At 70.5% G+C, this 19,061-nt stretch carries 18 protein-coding genes; 13 read left to right on the top strand and 5 right to left on the bottom strand.

Features of this window, described 5'->3' with window-relative positions:
• Positions 1-90: 90 nt before the first annotated feature.
• From BLR91_RS08045 to BLR91_RS07995, 11 genes are all read left to right on the top strand, one after another.
• Positions 91-420: a YciI family protein gene (locus BLR91_RS08045; RefSeq protein WP_089875883.1), complete on the top strand. Its 330-nt coding sequence runs from the start codon at positions 91-93 to the stop codon at positions 418-420.
• Positions 417-1,655 (top strand): RNA polymerase sigma factor, encoded by a 1,239-nt coding sequence (locus BLR91_RS08040; protein WP_089875885.1) that lies wholly within the window; start codon positions 417-419, stop codon positions 1,653-1,655. The genes BLR91_RS08045 and BLR91_RS08040 overlap by 4 nt, the downstream gene beginning before the upstream one ends.
• A gap of 52 nt (positions 1,656-1,707) precedes the next feature.
• Complete coding sequence (locus BLR91_RS08035; protein ID WP_089875887.1) at positions 1,708-2,151, top strand: VOC family protein; 444 nt, start codon at positions 1,708-1,710, stop codon at positions 2,149-2,151.
• Between the two features lie 139 nt (positions 2,152-2,290).
• Positions 2,291-2,932, top strand: coding sequence for a hypothetical protein (locus tag BLR91_RS08030; protein ID WP_089875889.1), 642 nt, complete (start codon positions 2,291-2,293; stop codon positions 2,930-2,932).
• 30 nt (positions 2,933-2,962) lie between these two features.
• Positions 2,963-3,151 (top strand): hypothetical protein, encoded by a 189-nt coding sequence (locus BLR91_RS08025; protein ID WP_089875891.1) that lies wholly within the window; start codon positions 2,963-2,965, stop codon positions 3,149-3,151.
• A 136-nt stretch (positions 3,152-3,287) separates the two neighbouring features.
• Complete coding sequence (gene xrtR, locus BLR91_RS08020; RefSeq protein WP_089875893.1) at positions 3,288-3,884, top strand: exosortase R; 597 nt, start codon at positions 3,288-3,290, stop codon at positions 3,882-3,884.
• Positions 3,884-5,254 carry a glycosyltransferase gene (locus tag BLR91_RS08015; RefSeq protein WP_089875895.1) on the top strand — a complete coding sequence of 457 codons (1,371 nt, stop codon included), beginning with the start codon at positions 3,884-3,886 and terminating at the stop codon, positions 5,252-5,254. Before xrtR ends, BLR91_RS08015 begins: the two co-directional genes overlap by 1 nt.
• A gap of 14 nt (positions 5,255-5,268) precedes the next feature.
• Positions 5,269-5,853: a hypothetical protein gene (locus BLR91_RS08010; RefSeq protein WP_089875897.1), complete on the top strand. Its 585-nt coding sequence runs from the start codon at positions 5,269-5,271 to the stop codon at positions 5,851-5,853.
• Positions 5,850-7,751 (top strand): acyltransferase family protein, encoded by a 1,902-nt coding sequence (locus tag BLR91_RS08005; protein WP_089875900.1) that lies wholly within the window; start codon positions 5,850-5,852, stop codon positions 7,749-7,751. Before BLR91_RS08010 ends, BLR91_RS08005 begins: the two co-directional genes overlap by 4 nt.
• A gap of 215 nt (positions 7,752-7,966) precedes the next feature.
• Positions 7,967-9,094: a non-hydrolyzing UDP-N-acetylglucosamine 2-epimerase gene (gene wecB, locus BLR91_RS08000; RefSeq protein WP_089875903.1), complete on the top strand. Its 1,128-nt coding sequence runs from the start codon at positions 7,967-7,969 to the stop codon at positions 9,092-9,094.
• A gap of 90 nt (positions 9,095-9,184) precedes the next feature.
• Complete coding sequence (locus BLR91_RS07995; protein WP_089875905.1) at positions 9,185-11,860, top strand: LuxR C-terminal-related transcriptional regulator; 2,676 nt, start codon at positions 9,185-9,187, stop codon at positions 11,858-11,860.
• 34 nt (positions 11,861-11,894) lie between these two features.
• Here the strand turns inward: BLR91_RS07995 and BLR91_RS07990 are convergent, their stop codons facing one another.
• On the bottom strand, positions 11,895-12,536 hold the full coding sequence (locus BLR91_RS07990) for a GNAT family N-acetyltransferase (protein WP_089875907.1): 642 nt from the start codon (positions 12,534-12,536) through the stop codon (positions 11,895-11,897).
• A gap of 133 nt (positions 12,537-12,669) precedes the next feature.
• On the opposite strand from BLR91_RS07990, the gene BLR91_RS07985 reads away from it, so the two are divergent.
• The gene (locus BLR91_RS07985; protein WP_089875909.1) at positions 12,670-13,089 is read left to right on the top strand and encodes a hypothetical protein; all 420 of its coding nucleotides are present in this window, start codon (positions 12,670-12,672) and stop codon (positions 13,087-13,089) included.
• 58 nt (positions 13,090-13,147) lie between these two features.
• On the opposite strand, the gene cls is transcribed toward BLR91_RS07985, so the two are convergent.
• From cls to BLR91_RS07965, 4 genes are all read right to left on the bottom strand, one after another.
• Complete coding sequence (gene cls / locus BLR91_RS07980) at positions 13,148-14,620, bottom strand: cardiolipin synthase (protein WP_089875911.1); 1,473 nt, start codon at positions 14,618-14,620, stop codon at positions 13,148-13,150.
• Positions 14,621-14,704: 84 nt separating this feature from the next.
• Positions 14,705-17,047 (bottom strand): HelD family protein, encoded by a 2,343-nt coding sequence (locus tag BLR91_RS07975; protein ID WP_089875913.1) that lies wholly within the window; start codon positions 17,045-17,047, stop codon positions 14,705-14,707.
• A gap of 45 nt (positions 17,048-17,092) precedes the next feature.
• On the bottom strand, positions 17,093-17,665 hold the full coding sequence (locus BLR91_RS07970) for a dihydrofolate reductase family protein (RefSeq protein WP_197674313.1): 573 nt from the start codon (positions 17,663-17,665) through the stop codon (positions 17,093-17,095).
• Positions 17,665-18,294 (bottom strand): dihydrofolate reductase family protein, encoded by a 630-nt coding sequence (locus BLR91_RS07965; protein WP_089875917.1) that lies wholly within the window; start codon positions 18,292-18,294, stop codon positions 17,665-17,667. The genes BLR91_RS07970 and BLR91_RS07965 overlap by 1 nt, the downstream gene beginning before the upstream one ends.
• 148 nt (positions 18,295-18,442) lie before the next feature.
• On the opposite strand from BLR91_RS07965, the gene BLR91_RS07960 reads away from it, so the two are divergent.
• The gene (locus BLR91_RS07960; RefSeq protein ID WP_089875920.1) at positions 18,443-19,057 is read left to right on the top strand and encodes an N-acyl homoserine lactonase family protein; all 615 of its coding nucleotides are present in this window, start codon (positions 18,443-18,445) and stop codon (positions 19,055-19,057) included.
• Positions 19,058-19,061: the final 4 nt, after the last annotated feature.

Genomic DNA, 19,061 nt, shown 5'->3' with positions numbered 1-19,061 from the left:
TTCCCCTGAACTGTCGAAACGCGACGCCCGCGTTCGTAGCAGGGGTGGAGGCTGCCGCGAGGAGGCGGCCCGGAGGGAGAGGATGAGCGCATGCAGTATCTCGTGAACGTCATCGACAGTCGCAGCAACTCGGGCACCGAGGAGGAGGCCGTCGCCATCGACGCCTTCAATGACAAGCTGCGGGCCGGCGGCCACTGGGTGTTCGCCGGCGGACTGGCCGACCCGTCCGTGTCCACCGTCATCGACGGGCGCGGCGACGAGCCTGACTTCACCGACGGCCCGTTCGTCGAGGCGAAGGAGTGGGCGGCCGGGTTCTGGCTGATCGAAGCACCCGACCTCGACGTCGCCCTGGCGCTGATGGCCGAGGGCTCAAAGGCCTGCAACCGCCGGCTCGAGGTGCGACCCCTCCTCGTCGTGTGACCACTCCTCGACGGGTCACCGCCGCGCACGACGCCCTCACCCGGGCCCACCGCGAGGAGTGGGCGCGGGTCGTCGCCACGCTCGCCAAGCGGTTCGGCAGCCTCGACCTGGCGGAGGAGTCCGCCGCCGAGGCCTTCGCGACCGCCGCCGAGCGCTGGCCCGTCGACGGCATCCCGCCGAATCCCGGCGCGTGGCTCACCACCACCGCCACCCGCAAGGCGATCGACCGCATCCGCCGCGAGAGCACCCGCGACGCCCGGCACAGGGAGGCGCACCTCGTGTACGACACGCAGCCCGAGCCGGTCGGCGCGGTCGACGACGACCGGCTGCGGCTCATCTTCACGTGCTGTCATCCCGCTCTGGCGATGGAGGCGCGGATCGCGCTGACCCTGCGGATGGTGGGCGGCCTCAGCGTGCCCGAGATCGCCCGCGCGTTCCTCGTCCAGGACACCACGATGGGCGCACGCATCACCCGGGCGAAGGCGAAGATCGCTGCGGCGAACATCCCGTACCGGCTGCCGACCGCTGACGACCTGCCGCAGCGGGTCTCCGGTGTTCTGACCGTCCTGTTCCTGATCTTCAACGAGGGATACCTCGCCTCCGGCCCCGACACTGCGCCGGTGCGGCGAGATCTCACCCGGGAGGCGATCCGTCTCACGCGGCTCCTCCACGAACTCCTGCCGGGCGATGGCGAGATCACCGGGCTGCTCGCGCTCATGCTGCTCAGCGAAGCGCGGAGCGACGCCCGCGTCTCATCCACCGGCGAGCTGGTGCCGCTGGGGGAGCAGGACCGCGGGATGTGGGATGCGTCCCTCATCGCCGAGGGCCACGCTCTGGTACGCGAACGGCTGGCGTCGGGTCAGCCGCCCGGCCGGTACCAGCTGCTGGCGGCGATCAACGCCGTGCACACGGACGGAGACGCGCCGGACTGGGCGCAGATCGTCGCACTGTACGACCAGCTCGCGGTGCTCGATCCGTCGCCCATCGTCCGGCTGAATCGGGCGGTCGCGGTGGGGGAGCGGGATGGCCCGGAGGCCGGCCTCGCGCTGCTGGACGCGCTCGCCCCGCAGCTGTCCGGCTACCACCCCTTCCACGCGGCGCGCGCGCTGCTGCTGGTGCGGCTGGGACGGGAGGTGGATGCGCGCGCCGCCTACGAGTCCGCGCTCGCGCTGACGGACAATGCGGCCGAGATCGCCTACCTGACCCGGCGGCTGGCGCGCCTCGCCGCGCGCTGAGGGGCCCGATAGCATGGCGCCACCGCCGTCCGACCTCTCAAGGAGACGTCCCATGCCCATCGCCCTGGACAATGTCGGCATCGCCGTCGACGACATCGAAGCCGCGATCGCGTTCTTCACCGACCTGGGCCTCACCGTGCTCGGGCGCGACACGGTCAGCGGAGAGTGGGCGGACACCGCGGTCGGGCTGGACGGCAACCACGCGAAGATCGCGGTGCTGCAGACGCCGGACGGCCACGGCCGCCTGGAGTTCTTCGAGTACCTGCACCCGGACGCGATCCCGACGCAGCCGACGCTGCCGAACGAGATCGGCATGCACCGCGTCGCGTTCTCCGTCGATGACATCGATGCGTCGCTGGCGATCGCGGCCCGGCACGGTTACCACCCGCTGCGGGGCGTCGCGACCTACGAGGACATCTACAAGCTGACCTACCTGCGCGGGCCGAGCGGGATCCTGCTGATGCTGGCGCAGAAGCTGACGCCCGCAAGCGACTGAGCGGAGCGCGAACTACTCATTGAGCCTCGCTTCTCTACGCAACGGCCTACTCTGCCGCCCGAATCCGGCTGAGTAGTAGTAAGGAGCCGGTGATCCTGGGTGAGCTTCCCTGTGGAGCAAGACACCCGAAAGGAACACAATGAGCAGAATTCGCAACGCCGTCCTAGCCGGCGTGCTCGTCGCGGGGCTCGGAGGTGGCGGCGTCCTCGCCGCTACACCCGCGTACGCGACACCGGTGGTAACGCTCGCCGGGGGTACCCTCACCAGTGCGACTGGAACCGCGGGTGAGACCCTGGACATGGCTATGACCGGGCCGGTTTGGAACTTCAGCGAGCCCGTTTCCACCATCTTCGTCAACATCACCGTCCCGGCGGGGACGACCATGACCCCGGGAACAACGTACGTTGATGACGTCCGTTACGACCTGAGTCCGCTGTCTGGAAGTCCGGCGACTACCTGGCGCTTGTCCATGCGTGCGGCGAATCCCGCGCTCACCTTGAACGCATCCAGCATCAGCATCCTGACAATCCCCATTTCGCAGACCACGCCGGCCGCCTTACAAGGCGCCGTGACGTACGAGATCGTGAGGCTTACCCCGGAGGCGACTCGAGTGGCCGAAACCATCACGGGTGCTCCCACGGTATCGGCGACATTCACATGGACCGACACCCAGGTCGACACCCCTGTGCTCTCCACCGCGATCGGAGGCGCCGCGACCGTCGCGGCCCTCGGCGCCTCCGGCATCGTGCTCCTCCGCCGCCGCAACGCCGAGCAGGCATGACCCCTCCGACCAGATTGGACAGGTGACGTCATGTACGGAACCGCAACCCCGATCGTCGGCGGGATCGCCGGCGCCACAGCCCTCGCCACGACCGGATTCGACGCCTTCGCCTACACGTTCATAGCGGCCGCGTTCGTCCTGGTCGGGCTGGCGCTCGTGCGCGCCAACTACATCCGTCGGCGTCGCGCCACCCGCGCGGCGACGGCCGCCTCGGCCTGACCGGCCGAGCAGCAGAACCTCCGGGGTCGCGTCCCTAGCGTGACCCCGGGGCTCCGCCAGCCTCTCCGCGCCCTGCACCCGTTCACCCGCCCACCGCCGTGGGCTGCTTTTCCCGAGCCCACGAAGGAACCCGACGATGTCCACCATCGCTCCCGCTACCCCCGCGCCCTCCCGGCGCGCCGCCCGACGGCTGCTGACCGCGGCCCGCATCCTCCTCGGCCTCGCCGTCGTCGCGCTCGGCATCCTCTTCCTGGTCGTGGAGTACTCCGCGCGCCTCCTCGAGGCGCAGGTCGGCGCCTGGCTGGTCGACACGCTCTTCGCGACCAACGCCCTCCCGTCGCTCAGCGCCGGAACCCCGGCCGTCGTCTTCGGCGTCCACGACACGTTCCTCGCGCTGCGCATCACCATCGAGTGCTCGATCGCCCTCTACGCCGGCAGCATCGTCATCTTCGGCGGACTGCTCATGATGCTCCCGCGCCTGCGGACCGTCCGTGTCGTCGTCGCCACCGCCCTCGGTGCGGGTCTGATGATCCTGCTCAACCAGGTGCGGATCGTCGGCCTCGCGTGGGTGCTCTCCGAGTACGGACGTGACGGCTTCGAGTGGGCGCACAGCCTCGGCGGCAGCTTCCTGATGACCGCCGGGCTCGTCGTCAGCCTGGGCGTCTTCCTCGGAATCGTCCCGCGACGTCGCCCGCGCCGCCGCCTCCGCGCGACCAGAAAGACGGTGCGCTGATGGACCTGCTCTTCCCCATCCTGAACACCATCGCCGGCGTGGTCATCTCGCTCTCGCTGGTGTACTTCCTCGCCGCGATGGGCGCCGGGATGCACGAGCTCCGCAAGAACAAGACCAAGCTCGGCGTGCAGGGCGACGCCCGTTACGAGCAGCCGTTCCTCGACGAGCCGGAGACGTTCGACGTCTACTTCCTGGTGCCGTGCCTGAACGAGGAGGCCGTCATCGGCGCAACCGTCGCGGCCCTTGCGCCGGGCCGTCGCAGCACGACCATCGTCATCGACGACGCCTCCGACGACCGCACGGCCGAGGTCACCCGCGAGCAGGGCGGACCGAACACGATCGTGCTCAGCCGGCAGCTCCCGAACGCACGCACCGGCAAGGGGGAGGCGCTCAACGACGCCTACCTGCTCGTCCGTCGGCTCGTCGAAGAGCGGGGCCAGGATCCGGCCCGCGTGCTCATCTGCGTCATGGATGCCGACGGCCGCCTCTCCGACGGCGCACTGTCGCACGTCCTCCCGATCTTCGAGGATCCGAAGGTCGGCGGCCTGCAGCTCGCCGTGCGCATCCGCAACCGCAACACGAACTTCCTCACCCGCTTCCAGGACTTCCAGTTCTGGTCGATGTCGGCCATCACGCAGTTCGGCCGCCGGAAGACCGGCACGGTCAGCCTCGGCGGCAACGGCCAGTTCACACGGATGTCGGCGCTGGAAGGACTTGACGGGATGCCGTGGTCGGCCTCCCTCACCGAAGACCTCGACCTGGCCATCTCGCTGCTCATCAACGGGTGGACGCTGGAGACGACCCCTGCGGCCTCCGTCGACCAGCAGGGGGTCGAATCCCTCCGCCGGCTCATCGTCCAGCGCCGCCGCTGGTACCAGGGCCACATGACGGCGGGCGAGCGCATCGTCGACATCTGGAAGAACCCCGACCTCTCGAACGCGCGCATGTTCGAGATGTCCGCCTACCTCTCCGTGCCGTGGCTGTTCGACCTGCCCTGGTCGATCCTATGGCACTGGCTGCTGTTCACGTTCATCGTCCGTGCCGACTCCGTGTTCTCGTACGTCGACGGCCCGCTGTCGCTCGTCGTCGGCCTGGTCGCCTGGTACGTGCTCACGTTCGCGCCGTCGATCCTCACCACCGTCGTGTACCTGCGACGAGACCGGCGGGTCGGACTCGGCTGGGCGATCCTCATGGGTCACGCCTTCCTCGTCATGAACTACCTCTCGTTCGCCTGCGCCTGGGGAGCGCTGCTGCGGATGATCCAAGGCCGCACCGGGTGGGACAAGACCGCCCGGTCGGCCGAACCCGGGGGAGCGACCGCATCCCCGTCCACCACCTCCGCGGCCGCCTCCGCGCCCGCGTCACACTAAGGAATCAACGAACAATGAAGAGCATCCGCATCGGACTCGCCGCCGCCGGGATCGGGGTCGTCCTCGCAACCTCCGGCGCCGGCCTCGCCTCCGCCGAGGAAGCCGCCCCGAAGAGCGAGCACGCGGTCGTCGCGATCACCGCCCCCGTCGACTTCACCCGCGCAGACTCGAAGAATCCCGAGTTCCGCGGAACGGGCGCGCCGGGCGCATCCGTCGTCGTGGGAGACCCGCAGGGGACCGTACTGTGCGCGGCCAAGGTCACCGCCTCCGGCTGGTCGTGCACCTCGGTCGTCGACATGGGCGACGGCTCCACCTCCGTCACCGCGACCCAGAACGCGTGGGGCGAGATCACCAGGGACGTCGCCACGTTCGAGGTCGCCCACCAGGAGAAGCCGCTGTTCGAGAACTGGATGATCCTCGGGGCCGCCAGCGTGCTCCTCGTCATCGTCAGCGGCATCAGCCTGACCGTCGCGCGAGCGCGCAAGCGTCGTCGCGAAGCCGCGGAGAAGGCAGAAGGGAAGACCGCGGCCGGCACCGCCGCGCCGACCCGCGACCCGAAGGGCGCCGAGGCCTCCGCCGACCGCGTCCTGAGCCGGTGAGGGGCCGCAGCACCCTCGCGTCCGCCCTCCTCGCTCCCCGAGGGGGCGACGCGGGGCGATCCGGATTCCGCCACTACGCGGCGATCGACGGGCTGCGCGCGGTCGCTGTCCTGTCGATCGTCGTCTACCACACCGGCTTCTACACGAACGGGCTGTTCGGCGTCGACGTGTTCTTCGTCCTCTCGGGCGTCTTCGTCACCCTGATGCTGACGCGGGAGTACTTCCGCGGCGAGGTGCGCGTCGGCCGCTTCTACGCCCGGCGGGTGAAGCGGCTGCTGCCGGGGCTCGTCGTCACGCTCGCCATCACGGCCGTCCTGGTGTGGATGCTCGGCTCACCCGCCGAGCGTGCCGACTTCCTCCCGCACGCGCTCGCGTCCCTGGCGAACATCGCCAACTGGGAGCAGATCCTCAACGGCGACGCCTACTGGGAAGCGGTCGAGGCCGGGCCGCTCAGCCACATGTGGTCGCTCTCGGTCACAGAGCAGTTCTACCTGATCTGGCCGCCGATCCTGCTGCTCATCCTGTTCGTCCACCGGCGCGGCCGTCCGCTGACGGTCGCCACCCGGCCCACGCGGGTCGCCATCGCGGCCTGGGTGAGCACGGGGCTGTTCCTGCAGCTGTCGATCTGGACCGCGTACGTCTTCTCCACCTCCGGTGCGGATCGCGCGTACCTCGGCACGGACACGCACGCCCTCAGCCTGGCCGCCGGGGTGACCACTGGCCTGATCATCGCGGTCCGCGAGCGGCGGCCGTTCGCCCGGACCGAGCGCGGGCGCCGCGTCCTGGTGCGCTCGATCGTCGGTGTCGTCGCGGCCTTCCTTATCGTCCAGCTGAGCATCGCGGCCGAGACCTACCACGCGTCGTGGCTGTACTACGGCGGCCTCGCGGCCGTCGCGGTGCTCGCCGGGGTGCTGGTGTGGAGCCTGACCGGCCCGAGCGTCCTTACCGCGTTCCTCAGCTGGACCGTCCTCGTCACGCTCGGGCGTGCGTCCTACTCGATCTTCCTCGTCCACCTGCCGCTGATCTGGCTGGTCAGCACGCTGAGCCCGGGCACCCCGCCGCTCGGGCTGCTCACCAGCGTGCTGCCGCTCAGCGTGCTGTGCGGACTGGCGCTCCACTTCGCGGTCGCCGAGCCGCTGCGCCGCTCTCGGTGGCGCAAGCCCGGCAGCCTGCTCGCCGCGACGGCGGTGACGCTGTGCGCCACCCTGATCGCGGTCGCGGGGACGCCGCCCGCACAGACGACAGCGGGCGGGGGAGTGCGCGTGCTCACCCTCGGCGACTCGCTCGGCGCCGACTTCGCCTCCGCGCTCGCGCTGGAGGAGGCGGGCGTCCGCACCTCGATCGTCGACCGGAGTGTCGGCGGATGCGGGATCTTCTCGCCCGAGCAGACCCGCACCCCGGAGGAGCCGGAGCTCGCGGTTCCGCGCGACTGCCTGCCCTGGGAGCAGCGCTACCGCGACGCGCTCGCGGAGGCCCATCCTGATGTCGTGCTGATCACCCTCGGCTGGGATGCGGTCGGCCAGAAGCTCGACGGAAAGTGGACCGACCTGGCCCACCCGGCGGCGCGCTCCCACTACCGCGACCAGCTCGAGACCCTGCGCACGATCATCGCCGCAGCGGGCGTTCCCGTGCTGCTCACCAACTCCCGGCCCGACTCGCCCGTCACCGAGCCGGACGCGGCTGCCGCACACGACGCCCTGATCGCCGAGTTCGTCGCCGCCACCCCCGAGGTCACCCTGCTCGACCTCAAGGGCAAGGTCTGCCCGAACGGACGCTGCACCACCTCCACGTCCGACGGCGACCCGCTGTATGTGGACGGCGTCCACTTCAGCGAGGCGGGCCTGCGGGACATCGCGCCGTGGCTCGGCTCGGCGGTGGCGTACGCCGACCGCCGCTGACCGGCATCAACCGGCGGCCACCACCACTCACGACCGCTCACCGCATCCACCACTCGCCGCCGCCCCACTCACCCATCGCCCCACTCACCACCCCGGCCGACTACTCAGCCGCGCCGCCTGGGCCGCGCATCCACTACCCAATGCCCGCCGATCCCGCGCTCAGCGCCCGGAGCGCAGACAACGCTGAACTCGCCCCTGTTGAAAGGAACCCTCCCATGAGAACACCCGCCCGGACCGGAATCGCGGTCGTGCTCGGCACGCGACCGGAGATGGTGAAGCTGGCCGGCATCATCGCCGAGCTGGGGGAGCAGGCCCGCGTCTTCCACACCGGACAGCACTACGACCCGGCGCTCTCCGGCGACGTCTGGACCTCGCTCGGCCTGCCCGAGCCCGAGGCCGTGTTGGATGTCGGGGGCGCCACCCGTGCCGTCCAGGTCGCGTCGGCCCTCCACCAGCTGGATGTGCACTTCGCCGAGCGGCCGCCGCGCGCGGTCGTCGTCCAGGGCGACACCAATGCGACCCTCGCCGGTGCCCTCGCGGCGAACGCGCACGACATCCCGCTCATCCACGTGGAGGCCGGCCTCCGCAGCTTCGACCGCGCCATGCCCGAGGAGCACAACCGCGTGATGGTCGACCACCTCTCCGACCTGCTCTGCGCTCCCACCTCCACCAACGTGGCCAACCTCCGCGCCGAGAACGTCGCGGCCGGCCGCGTGCTCCTCACCGGCAACACCGTGGTCGAGGCGGTGGACGCGCAGCGCCTCGATGACCGCGCCGCCGCCGCTGTGCTCGACGCCCACGGGCTGACGCCGAACCGCTATGTGCTCGCCACCTTCCACCGGCCCGAGAACACCGACCCGCTGGACGTGCTCACCACAGTCCTGGAGGAACTCGCGAAGATCGACGCCGAGGTCGTCGCGCCGCTGCATCCCCGAACCCGCTCCCGGATCGAGAAGGCGGGGCTGTCGCACCTGCTCGCACCGCTGACGGTGATCGACCCGGTTCCGCCCGCGGAGTTCCTGGCGCTCGCGGGCAACGCGGCGGTGCTGGTGTCCGACTCCGGCGGTGTCCAGGAGGAGTGCAGTGTACTGAAGCGGCCGCTCCTCGTCGTGCGGGCCTCCACCGAGCGCCCCGAGGTCATCGGCACGTTCGCCGAGCGGACCAACCCCGGACCGGAGATCTCCCTTATCGTCAACGAATGGCTGGACGGCCTGGCCGCGAAGCACGCCGAACTGGCCCGCACGCCGAGCCCGTACGGCGACGGATCAGCATCGGAACGGATCGCCACGGCCATCCACTCGCTGCTCGCCCGTCAGGCTGAACAAACTCTGAGCGTTCGCTGAGTCGCCGTAATGCCAGCATTTTGACCTCGTCCTCCTGAGTAGGCGGACTGATCCCAGCTCCGCCGTCCGGGGAGATCAGGGGAGCGACAGATGCGGGTGGCGACGCAGCAGGAACGTGAGTGGGCCGACGTGGTGGGCGCGGGGCAGAGCGCCTCGAGCAACCCCGCGATCATCGCGACGCGGGATTGGGTCTCGCACGGTCAGGACGTGCTCATCCTCGGCGACGACGGAGCGGGCAAGACGCACCTCGCGCAGCAGCTGCGCGAGCTCTTCCTCGACCGTGGGACCAACGTCCTCATGCTGTCGGGTTCGCGTTCGAGCCGCGACACCGCTCTCGCGCCGTTCCTGTTCCACGACCTCGTCGCGCTCGACCAGCCGAAGCATCGCTGGGTGCCCGCGGAAATCGTGCGCATCCTGACGCCCGAACTGCGGGGCCGCAGCAACGTCATCCTCATCGACGGCGTCGACCTCCTCGACCAGGAGTCGGTGCTCGTCGTCGAGCGCCTGCTGGAGACCACGAGCAGCCGCCTGGTCGGCACCGCCGGGCTCGACCTGCCGCTCGACCGGGGCGGTCGAGGGAGCGCAGACGACGACGCCACTCGACCCGTGCGCCACCTGATCGGCCAGCGGTCTCCCGCGCAGGTCCGCATCGCCCCGCTCGGATACTGGGGGATCTCGTCGCTGCTCACCTGGCGCCTGTCCGGCACGCCGGACTCTGCGCTGATCACCGCGATCACGACCCACTCGGGAGGCAACCCGCGCGTCGCGACCGCGCTCGTCGACGGTGGGCGCTGGGCGGGCGCGATCGACCTGGTCGACGGCGTATGGACCCAGACCGGTCCGCTGGACGGCATCCCGCTCGACGCGGTCGCCAACGCGTTGACCTCCCGGCTCGGATCCGACGAGGTGGATGCGCTCGAAGCGCTCGCCTGGGCCGGATCGATCGCGTCGGACGACGCCGAGCGAATGGTCGGCACCGCGCCGCTCCACCGTCTCGCCGAACGCGGACGGATCGCCCTCCACCGCGGAACGGACGGACAGCTGGTGAGCGTTTCGCCCCCAGCCCTCGGCCGCGCGCTCCGGGCACGGACATCCGACTTCCGCCGCGCCGAGCTCACCGACCGGCTGCGTTCGGTGCTGGGCGCCGCATCCACACCGCCGTTGCCGGCTCCCGACAGCGCGACCGACCGCCTGTACGTGAACGACCGGGCACAGGTCGACGACTACTGGCGCTGGGCGACCGACCTCGCCTCGCACGTCGAGCAGCGGGTCGCAGGCGAGCAGGCGGAGGCACGGACGCGGTGGATGGCCGACCCCGGCATCGGGAACGCGATCGTCTACCTGCACACCCTGCTCAGCCGGCCGGACACGGACGCCTTCGCGGAGGTGTTCGCGGACACGGTGCTGCGCGACGACGACGCGGAGGCGGCACGCGCCGAGTTCTGCCTGCTCCAGCTCCAGTGGCTGATCTGGTCGGGTGCGACGGACCGCGATATCGCCGTTTTCCTCGCGCGGTGCGAGGCGCTGGTGGGCGCACACCACATCCTGCTGTGCACGTATTGGTCGGTCGTGCGCGCGCCGGCGGAGGGCGCGACGCTCTCCGCCGACCTGCTCGACGCCTGCCTGGCCGACCAGCCGAGTGGATTCGCCAGGGCTTGGGCGGCGAACCTGCACTGCTGGCTGCTTCTCGAGCTCGGGCGCCCCGCCCGCGTGCTCGAACTCCTCGACGGCCTGCCCGATTCGCGCCACCTCCGGCACGCGAACCGCTACCTCGACGCCCAGCGGGCGGACGCGCTGCTCATGCTGAACCGCGTCGACGAGGCCGAGCAGCTGTCGCGGCAGCGGCTGGAGCAGGCGTACGCCGAATTGGATGCGGTGGGCATCCGCATCCACTCGGTCGGCCTCGCCGAAGCGCTGTACCTGAAAGGCGACCTCGCGGCCACGTGGCGGACCATCTCTTTGGTGCTCCGCCAGGGGACGCCGGGGCCGGACAACCGGACGTACCCGCGGCTGGTCGCGCTGGGCGCGGTCGTGCAGGCGCAGAGCGGCAACACCGAGTTGGCGGAGGTGCTCCAGCGGGAGCTGGATGCGCTCGACGACGGCCACCGCCCGCTGTTCGGCGCCCAGGCCGAGTGGGGCCGGGCGCACCTCGCGTCGGCGGAGGGCGACCCCGACGAGGCGGATGAACTGCTGTGGCGGGCGGGGGAGGCCGACCTCGAGAAGGGCTACGTGGCCGCCGCACTCCGCCGGTTCAACGCGATCAGTGCGCCGCTCAGCGACCAGCGCGCACAGCGGTTCGCCCACGTCGCGAGCTCCAGCGAGGCCGCGCTCTTCGACAGCAGGGCGCGCCTCCACACCGCCCTCGCCGCGGGCGACCCGGACGCGGTCGCCGCCGCGCTGCGGACCGCGCAGCCTGGGAACGACCTCCGGCTGACCGCCACCGCGCTGCACCTCATCGACCGGCGGCGGGATGCGGTCGGCAAGGCGCCGCTGAGCCCCTCGGACCGGAGCATGCTGGTGGGGGAACGGGTCGCCGCGTCGCTGTCCGCCAACCCGAGTGGACGCCGCGACGGCGAGGGCGGGCTGAGCGACCGGGAGCGCGAAGTCGCCCTGCTCGCGCGATCGGGACTGACGAACCGGGAGATCTCCACGCGCCTCTACCTGAGCGTGCGGACGGTCGAGAACCACGTGTACCGGGCACTGCGAAAGCTGGGCCTCGGCAGCCGGAGCGACCTGCGCGACCAGTGGAACCCGGAGGCGGTCTGAGCTCCCGGGAGGGGTACTGAGCGCCTGATCCGCCCTACCGTTCTTCGCAGCGCTGAGCGTTCTGCACCAGGGTCAACCCGGCGCTGACCGCCGTGAGCACGAACGTCCTCCGCCGCCCGGTGTCCTGCGCGGCGAGGAACCCGAGTCGCGTGGCGAGCGCTGCGGACGTCGCATTCGCGCTGTCGATCACGGCCGTCACGATCGCCGCCTCCAGGTCGCGGAAGGCGAACTCCAGCATCGCCCTCGCCGCCTCCGTCGCATACCCGTGCCCGCAGGCGCTGGTCAGCTGCAGCCAGCCGATCTCTGCCGTCCGGGTCTCCGCCGCGGTCGTGCGCAGGTGCAGGGAGACGTCGCCGATCACGTGGCCGTCCCGTTCGACGGCGAGCACGAGGAGGTCGCCGGGAACGGAGTGCACCCTGTGGCGCGTGCGATCCCGGAGGTGCCGGAGCGCCTCCCTCTCGGTGCGGATCGGCCAGCCGAGCCCGCACCGGATCCTCTCGTCCCCTTCGATGCGCATCCAGTCGGCCTCGTCCGTCAGCCGATACGGGCGGAGCAGGAGGCGCGGGGTGCGCAGCTCGCGCGCGACGACCGGCGTGCGGAGGGCGGGAGGCTCGCGCAGTGCGCGGAGTGACGCCAGCAGTCGTCCACCGGACGGATCGTGCGACAGGGCGATCATCGGCCGCCTCCTCTCGGATGCGACGCTACGGCGCGAGTCGATGACGCGGCTGCAAGACCCCGGCCGCAGTCTGAGAGCGCCGCAAGCGGCTCATAGCGGGAACGCAGGCGGGCGCATCCTCTATGATCCGAGGGTGTCCGATCCGATGGCGTCCGATCCGCTGGCCCGCCGCCCGGCCGGCTCGGCGGTGCGCGCTGTGCGATTCCCCACCACCACGCGGGCGATCAGGTCACTGGGCGGGGTTCGCCTGCCCCGCGAATACGCCGTGGTGGTGGATGCGGAACACGTCGGTTTCGTCGGGCGCGGGGGAGAGGTGCTCTGGGACTTGCCTGCGTCGGCCGTCAACGCCGTGTCCGTCGGCGAGACCCGTTCGTCGCCGCCGTTCCCGCAGGTGGCCCTGGCCATCGTGCTGCGGGTGCACACCGGCGCCGGCACCACGGACCTCCCGATCGTGCCGGTCTCGGACGACGGCACGCGCTCGCTGACGTGGCACGACGACGAGGTGCGGGCACTGGCACAGCGGCTGGCCCAGGCACTGGGGAGGGACATCTGATGTGGAGCCCGCCCGTGCGTGCGCTGAGGGGAGTCGGCTGGACTAGCAGCTAGTGCGCCTACTGCAGCGCGGAGGTGAGCCGGGCGACCCCGTCGAGGAAGGTGGCCGACTTCGGCTCCCGCTTCCACTCCTCGAGCGTCAGCTGCCTGCCCGCGTCGCGATAGCCCTGCTCGACCGCGCGCATCTGCTCGACGAACGAGCGGCCGTGCACGAGCAGCGTCACCTCGGAGTTCAGCGCGAACGAACGGATGTCCATGTTGCTCGACCCGATCACGGCGACGTCGTCGTCGATCGAGAGGTGTTTCGAGTGCAGGATGTAGGGCGCCGGGTACAGCCAGATCTGCACGCCCGCGCGCAGCAGCGGGTCGTAGTACGACCGCTGTGCATGCCAGACAGCGCCCTGGTCGCCGACCTCGGAGACGAAGAGCTGCACCTCCAGACCCCGCTGACAGGCCGTTGTGATGGCGTACATCATCGCCTCGTCCGGCACGAAGTACGGGCTCGTGATGATGACCTTCCGCTGCGCCGACGTGACCAGCGTCAGGAATTGGCGGAGGTTGTTCTCCTCGCCGTATCCGGGGCCGCTCGGGACCACCTGGCAGACGAGGGCGTCAGGGGAAGGGTCGGCGGGCACATCCACGGCCCTCACCTGTGCGTCGGCGCCCAGCAGTTCGCCGGTCTCGAGGTACCAGTCGGAGAGGAAGACGGCGTTCGTCTCGGCGACGACCGGGCCGGTGATCCGTGTCATCAGCTCCTGCCATTGCAGGCCGCGCTTCAGGTTCTTTGGCGTGTTGTAGCTGCGGTCGATGAGGTTCTGCGACCCCATGTGGGCGACGAGGCCGTCGACGACGACGAGCTTGCGATGGTTGCGCAGATCCGGCCGCTGGTACTCGCCGGAGAACGGGCGGACCGGGAGCATCCAGCTCCACTTCACGCCGATCCGGTCGAGTTCCGCGAACGTCTTGTCGCTGTCGACCGCCCGACGGGAGGCGACGTAGTCGGCGAGGAGACGCACGGTCACTCCGCGCTGCACCGCGCGCTCCATCGCCGCGAAGAACGGCTTCGTGGTCGCATCCCACGACACGATGAAGAACTCGACGTGGACGAAACGGGTTGCGGTCTCGATGTCCGCTGTCATCGCGTCGATCGACGCGCGGTAGTCCCCGATCAGCGTGGCCGCGTTGCCGCCCACCGCGGGGAGGGCGCCGAGCTCGTGGTTCTGCCGCACGAGCGAGGCGAACCAGTCCGGCCAGGACCCGCGCCCGTCGACGAGTTCGATGCCCTGGGCTCGGTCCGTGATGATGCGGTTCAGCTCATCCTGCTTCTCCCGTCGCTTCTTCGGCAGACGCGGATTGCCGATGAGCAGGAACAGCAGGATGCCGATGAACGGGATGAGGAAGATCGCCAGAAGCCACGCCATGGCAGCGGTCGGCTTGCGGTCGCGCGGCACGATGATGAGGGCCGCGATACGGATGGCGAGGTCGGCGAGGATCAGGATGCCGCCGAGCAACGAGAGCTGATCACCGTTCATGCGGCCGCCTTCCTGATCCGTGCCGGCGCAGCGGCCGGGCGGATGGTCGTCCGAAGTATCGCAGCGGGGGAGCGGGGCGGGAAGTCAGTAGTCCGACTCATCGAGGATGACGAGTTCGCCGGTCGTCCGGGTCATGGCCACGTAGCGATCGACCGCCGACTCGATGTCGCACGCGCGATCGAGCGCGGCACCGTCCTGACGTGTGCCGGGCGCCGCGAGGAGCACGAGGTCGAACTCGAGTCCCTTGGCCTCGACGGCGCTGAGCGAGCGGACGCGCGGCATCCCCGCGAAGGCGTCGTCGCCGATGACGCAGGCGGTGCCCTCGGCATGGGCGTCGAGCCAGTCGCGGAGGATGCGGTCGCGGTCGGACGCCTGCGCATGCCGCACCGGGATGCCGTTGTCCCGGATCGACGTCGGCACGTTGGCGTCGGGCAGGACGGCGCGGATCACGGGCGCGGCCTGCTCCATGACGGCTACCGGCGTCCGGTAGTTGACGGACAGTGTCGCCACCGTCGCGCCCGGCAGCCCGACGTCGGCGAGCCGCTCGATCCAACTCTCCGGGAAACCGTGCCGGGCCTGCGCGCGATCGCCGACGACCGTCAGGCTGTGCGACGGAACGCGGCGGGTGACCATCGTCCACTCGGCCGGCGTCAGCTCCTGCGCCTCGTCCACGATGATGTGGGCGAACGGCCCGGCGAGCAGCTCGGTGGAGGAGGCGGGCTGGCCGGTGTACGTGTCAAGCGCAGCACGGAGGTCTTGGCCTCGCAGCATCGACATCGTCTTGAGGTCGGAGTCGTCGGTCGCGATGAGGTCGTGGATGACGTCATCCATCACGGCCCGGTCCGCGGCGGCACGCGCTGCTTCCGCGCGGCGGCGGCGATCCCGCTCGGGGTCTCCCGCGCGCTGCAGGGCCGCATCGAGCAACGGGAGGTCGCCCACCGTCCACGGGTCGGACGGCGATCTCTGGAGCATCGCGGCCTGATCGGTGGTCAGCCACGGCGCGCAGCGAAGCAGCAAAGCGGGGGAGCTCCACAGCCTGCGGACGATCGCGGCCGGGTCGAGGAGCGGCCACACCGTGTCGAACACCGCAAGCAGGTCGGTGTCGTCGGTCAGCGTGCGCCGGATCGCGTCGGCGTCCGTCCTTCCGCCGGCCAGCCCATAGGCGTCGAACTCCTCCTCGTCATCGAACCCCCAGCGCGGGGCGTCGTCGTCACGAGAGGACGCTGCGTCATCCCAGTCCCCGTCGTCCCATCCCGCGTCGCCCCACCCTTCGCCGCTCCACCGGCCGTGACCCACTGCGTCGCTCTCGCCGTTCCGGGTGGAGACGATATCGACCAGGATGTCGAGCAGCGCCTCCCGGATCTCCGCCCGAGCGTCGTTGTGCGGTGTGGCCGGGTCTGCCGCGGCGAGCGCCTCGGCCCACTCCCTCTGGCCGATGCGGAGCTCGCCCCAGGGGGTGTCGAGCACGGTCGGACGCGACGGCGGGCGCTCAGAGAGCCGGATCGCGGCTTCGACGACCCCGGGCATCCGGCCGTCGCCCTTGAGCAGCGCGACACGGCGGTCCGGCTCGGGCACGGCTTCTCCACCCTGCGGCACGAGGTCGGTGAGGGTGCAGGTGCGCACGCCCTCCTCGCCGAGGCCCGGCAGGATGTCGGCGACGTAGTCGGTGTAGGCGTGGGACGGTCCGACGAACAGTACGCCGCCATGCCCGCTCTGCAGCCGCGGGTCGGAGTACAGGAGGTAGGCGGCGCGGTGCAGCGCGACCACCGTCTTCCCCGTGCCCGGTCCGCCGTCGACCACCAGGGTGCCCTGGCCGTCGGCGCGGATGATCGCATCCTGGTCCGCTTGGATGGTGCCCAGCACATCCCGCATCCGCGGAGTCCGGCTCGCACCGAGGCTGGCGATGAACGCAGACTGGTCGTCGAGCGCGGCGGGGGAGGAGGCGGCCGCCTCGGTGAAGGCCTCGTCCCAGTAGTCCGTCACGCGGCGGTCGGTCCATCGATAGCGGCGCCGGGATGTCAGTCCCATCGGGTGCGCGAGCGTGGCACCGAAGAACGGCTCGGCCGCGGGGGTGCGCCAGTCGACCAGCAGCCGGTCGCCGTGGGCGTCCGCCAAGCCGGCGCGACCGATGTAAATCGTTCCCGCGTCGGCCACCACCCGCCCGATGCAGAGGTCGGCCCCGAACCGGCGCAGCAACCGCGCGCGCCGGTTCAGCCGGACGATCTCCACCTCCCGCTCGTACGCCTCCTGCCCGTTCCCGCCGGGTGTCGCCAGCAGCACCGCGAGGCGACTATCGACCTCCGTGCGCTCGGCTGCCAGGCGCGCCTCGATCCGGGCGAAGTGGCGAACGTCGTCGTCGATCAGCTCGGGTGCGGCCTTGGCGGGATGTGCGTCGAGAGCGAACGGGGTCAGGAGGGCAAGGGTCATCGCGGTCCAATCAGTGGAGAAACGGGGAAGGGAAGCGTCAGGGGATCAGCGCAGCACCCGGTAGCGGATGTGGGTGGCGTGCGGCGTGTCGATGACCTTCACGATCTCGAGCTCGATCTCGGCGGGGAGCACGTCGAACAGGCGATGCCCGCCGCCCAGCAGCACCGGGATCAGATGGATCTGGATCTCATCCAGCACCCCTTCTTCGAGCGCCTTCTGCGCGGTGTAGCCGCCCTGGACGTAGACGTTGCGTTCACCGGCCGCGGCGACCGCCTGTTTCATCGCGCTCGCGATGCCGTCGAGCACGTACGTGACGTTCGGGTAGCCCCAGCGGGCTGCCGGCCCGGGCGGCCGGTGGCTCGGGACGAAGATGGGAACGCCGTTGTGCACGTCCCCGCCCCAGTGGTCCATCAGCTCGGCGGTGCGCCGGCCGGTGACCACGGCGCCGATCTGGTCGAGCTCTCCCGCGAGGTTTTTCGCCTCCCCGGTCAGCGCGTCCGGGTCTCCACCGGGTTCGTACCAGTCGTGCAGGCGGTTGCCGTCGGTGCCGCCGAGGAAGTCGTCGGGCGTCGACACGTATCCGTCGAGCGAAACCGACATGTAGAGGACTGTCGCCATCACTTGCTCCTTCTCGTTGCATCCCGCAGTACCCGGTAGGTGACGTGGACGACCGTGCTCGCCGCTCGGGCGGAGACCTGTTCCAGGTTCAGCGGAGGCACCCCGTCGAACAGGCGGGCGCCGGCACCGAGAGTGAACGGGACGATGTGCAGCCGCAGCTCGTCGACCAGCCCAGCCGCGAGGTACTGGTTGATCGTGTCCGCGCCGCCCTGGATGGAGATCTCGCCGTCACCCGCGGCCTCCCGCGCCTGCGCCAATGCCGACTCGATGCCGTCGGTGACGAAGTGATAAGTGGTGCCACCCTCCATCCGCTGCGGCTCGCGCGCGTGGTGGGTGAGCACGAAGACGGGACCGTGGAAGGGCGGATCGTCGCCCCACCACCCGTTCCAGTCGCGATCCCACTCGCCGCGAACCGGCCCGAACATGTTCCGGCCCATGATGTGCGCGCGGGCGCCGGCCATCTGCTCGACCTCCGCCCGGTTCTCGTCGCCCTGGTCGAACATCCACGCGTGGAGCCGGTCACCCCATCCGTCTCCGCCGTCCTCGCCGAAGGGGCGCTCCTCGGTCTGGTTGATGCCGGCGGCGTACCCGTCGGCGGTGATGGTCTGACTGGCGACGACGATGCTCACGGTGCTGTGCCCTCCTGCTGGAATCGGCCGAGAGTGCAGTCTGCCGGGGGAGGGGACTCTTGTGGCAAGCCCCCTGGCCTGATATATTCTGGAAATGCGAGGTGATATTCCTCGCATTTTTTGTGCCCATTGCCGGTACTGTGACCGCATGACAACGTCCGTCACCGTCACTCCTGTCCGCGTCGCGAGCCTTCTCGTGGGGGAGGACCGGCGGCTTCCGGTGTTCGTCCACCTCATCGATCACCCCGACGGTCGCATCCTGGTCGACACCGGGCTCACCGCGCTGCATCCTGCTGTCGCCGACATGGACCCGCAGCTGGAGCCTCTGAGCGAGCACGCGGACGTCGACCTCGACAGCATCACCGCGGTCGTCAACACGCACCTGCACTTCGACCACTGCGGCGGAAACCATCTCTTCGCCGGACGCCCGATCTATGTGCAGAGGGCGGAACTCGAGGATGCGCGCACCCGGGACGACTACACGATCCGGGAGTGGGTGGATGCGCCCGGCGTCGAGTACACGCCGGTCGACGGAGAACTCGAGCTGCTGCCCGGCATCCGGTTGGTCCCGGCGCCCGGGCACACCCGCGGCTCGCAGATCGTCGTGGTGGAGACGGGGGAGCGGCCCATCGTCATCGCCGGCGACACCGCCGTGTGGTTCGGAGAACTCGACGCGCCGGAGACCGAGGGCCAGCGCCTCATCCGCTCCCTCGACCCGCAGCAGGTGTGGCTCGCGCACGCTGCGGAGCCGTGGTCCGCCTAACGGG

The organism is Leifsonia sp. 466MF (genome assembly GCF_900100265.1).
Classification (GTDB): domain Bacteria; phylum Actinomycetota; class Actinomycetes; order Actinomycetales; family Microbacteriaceae; genus Leifsonia.
Note: the sequence above shows the minus strand (reverse complement) of the source record. Positions and strands in the feature narration are given on the sequence as shown.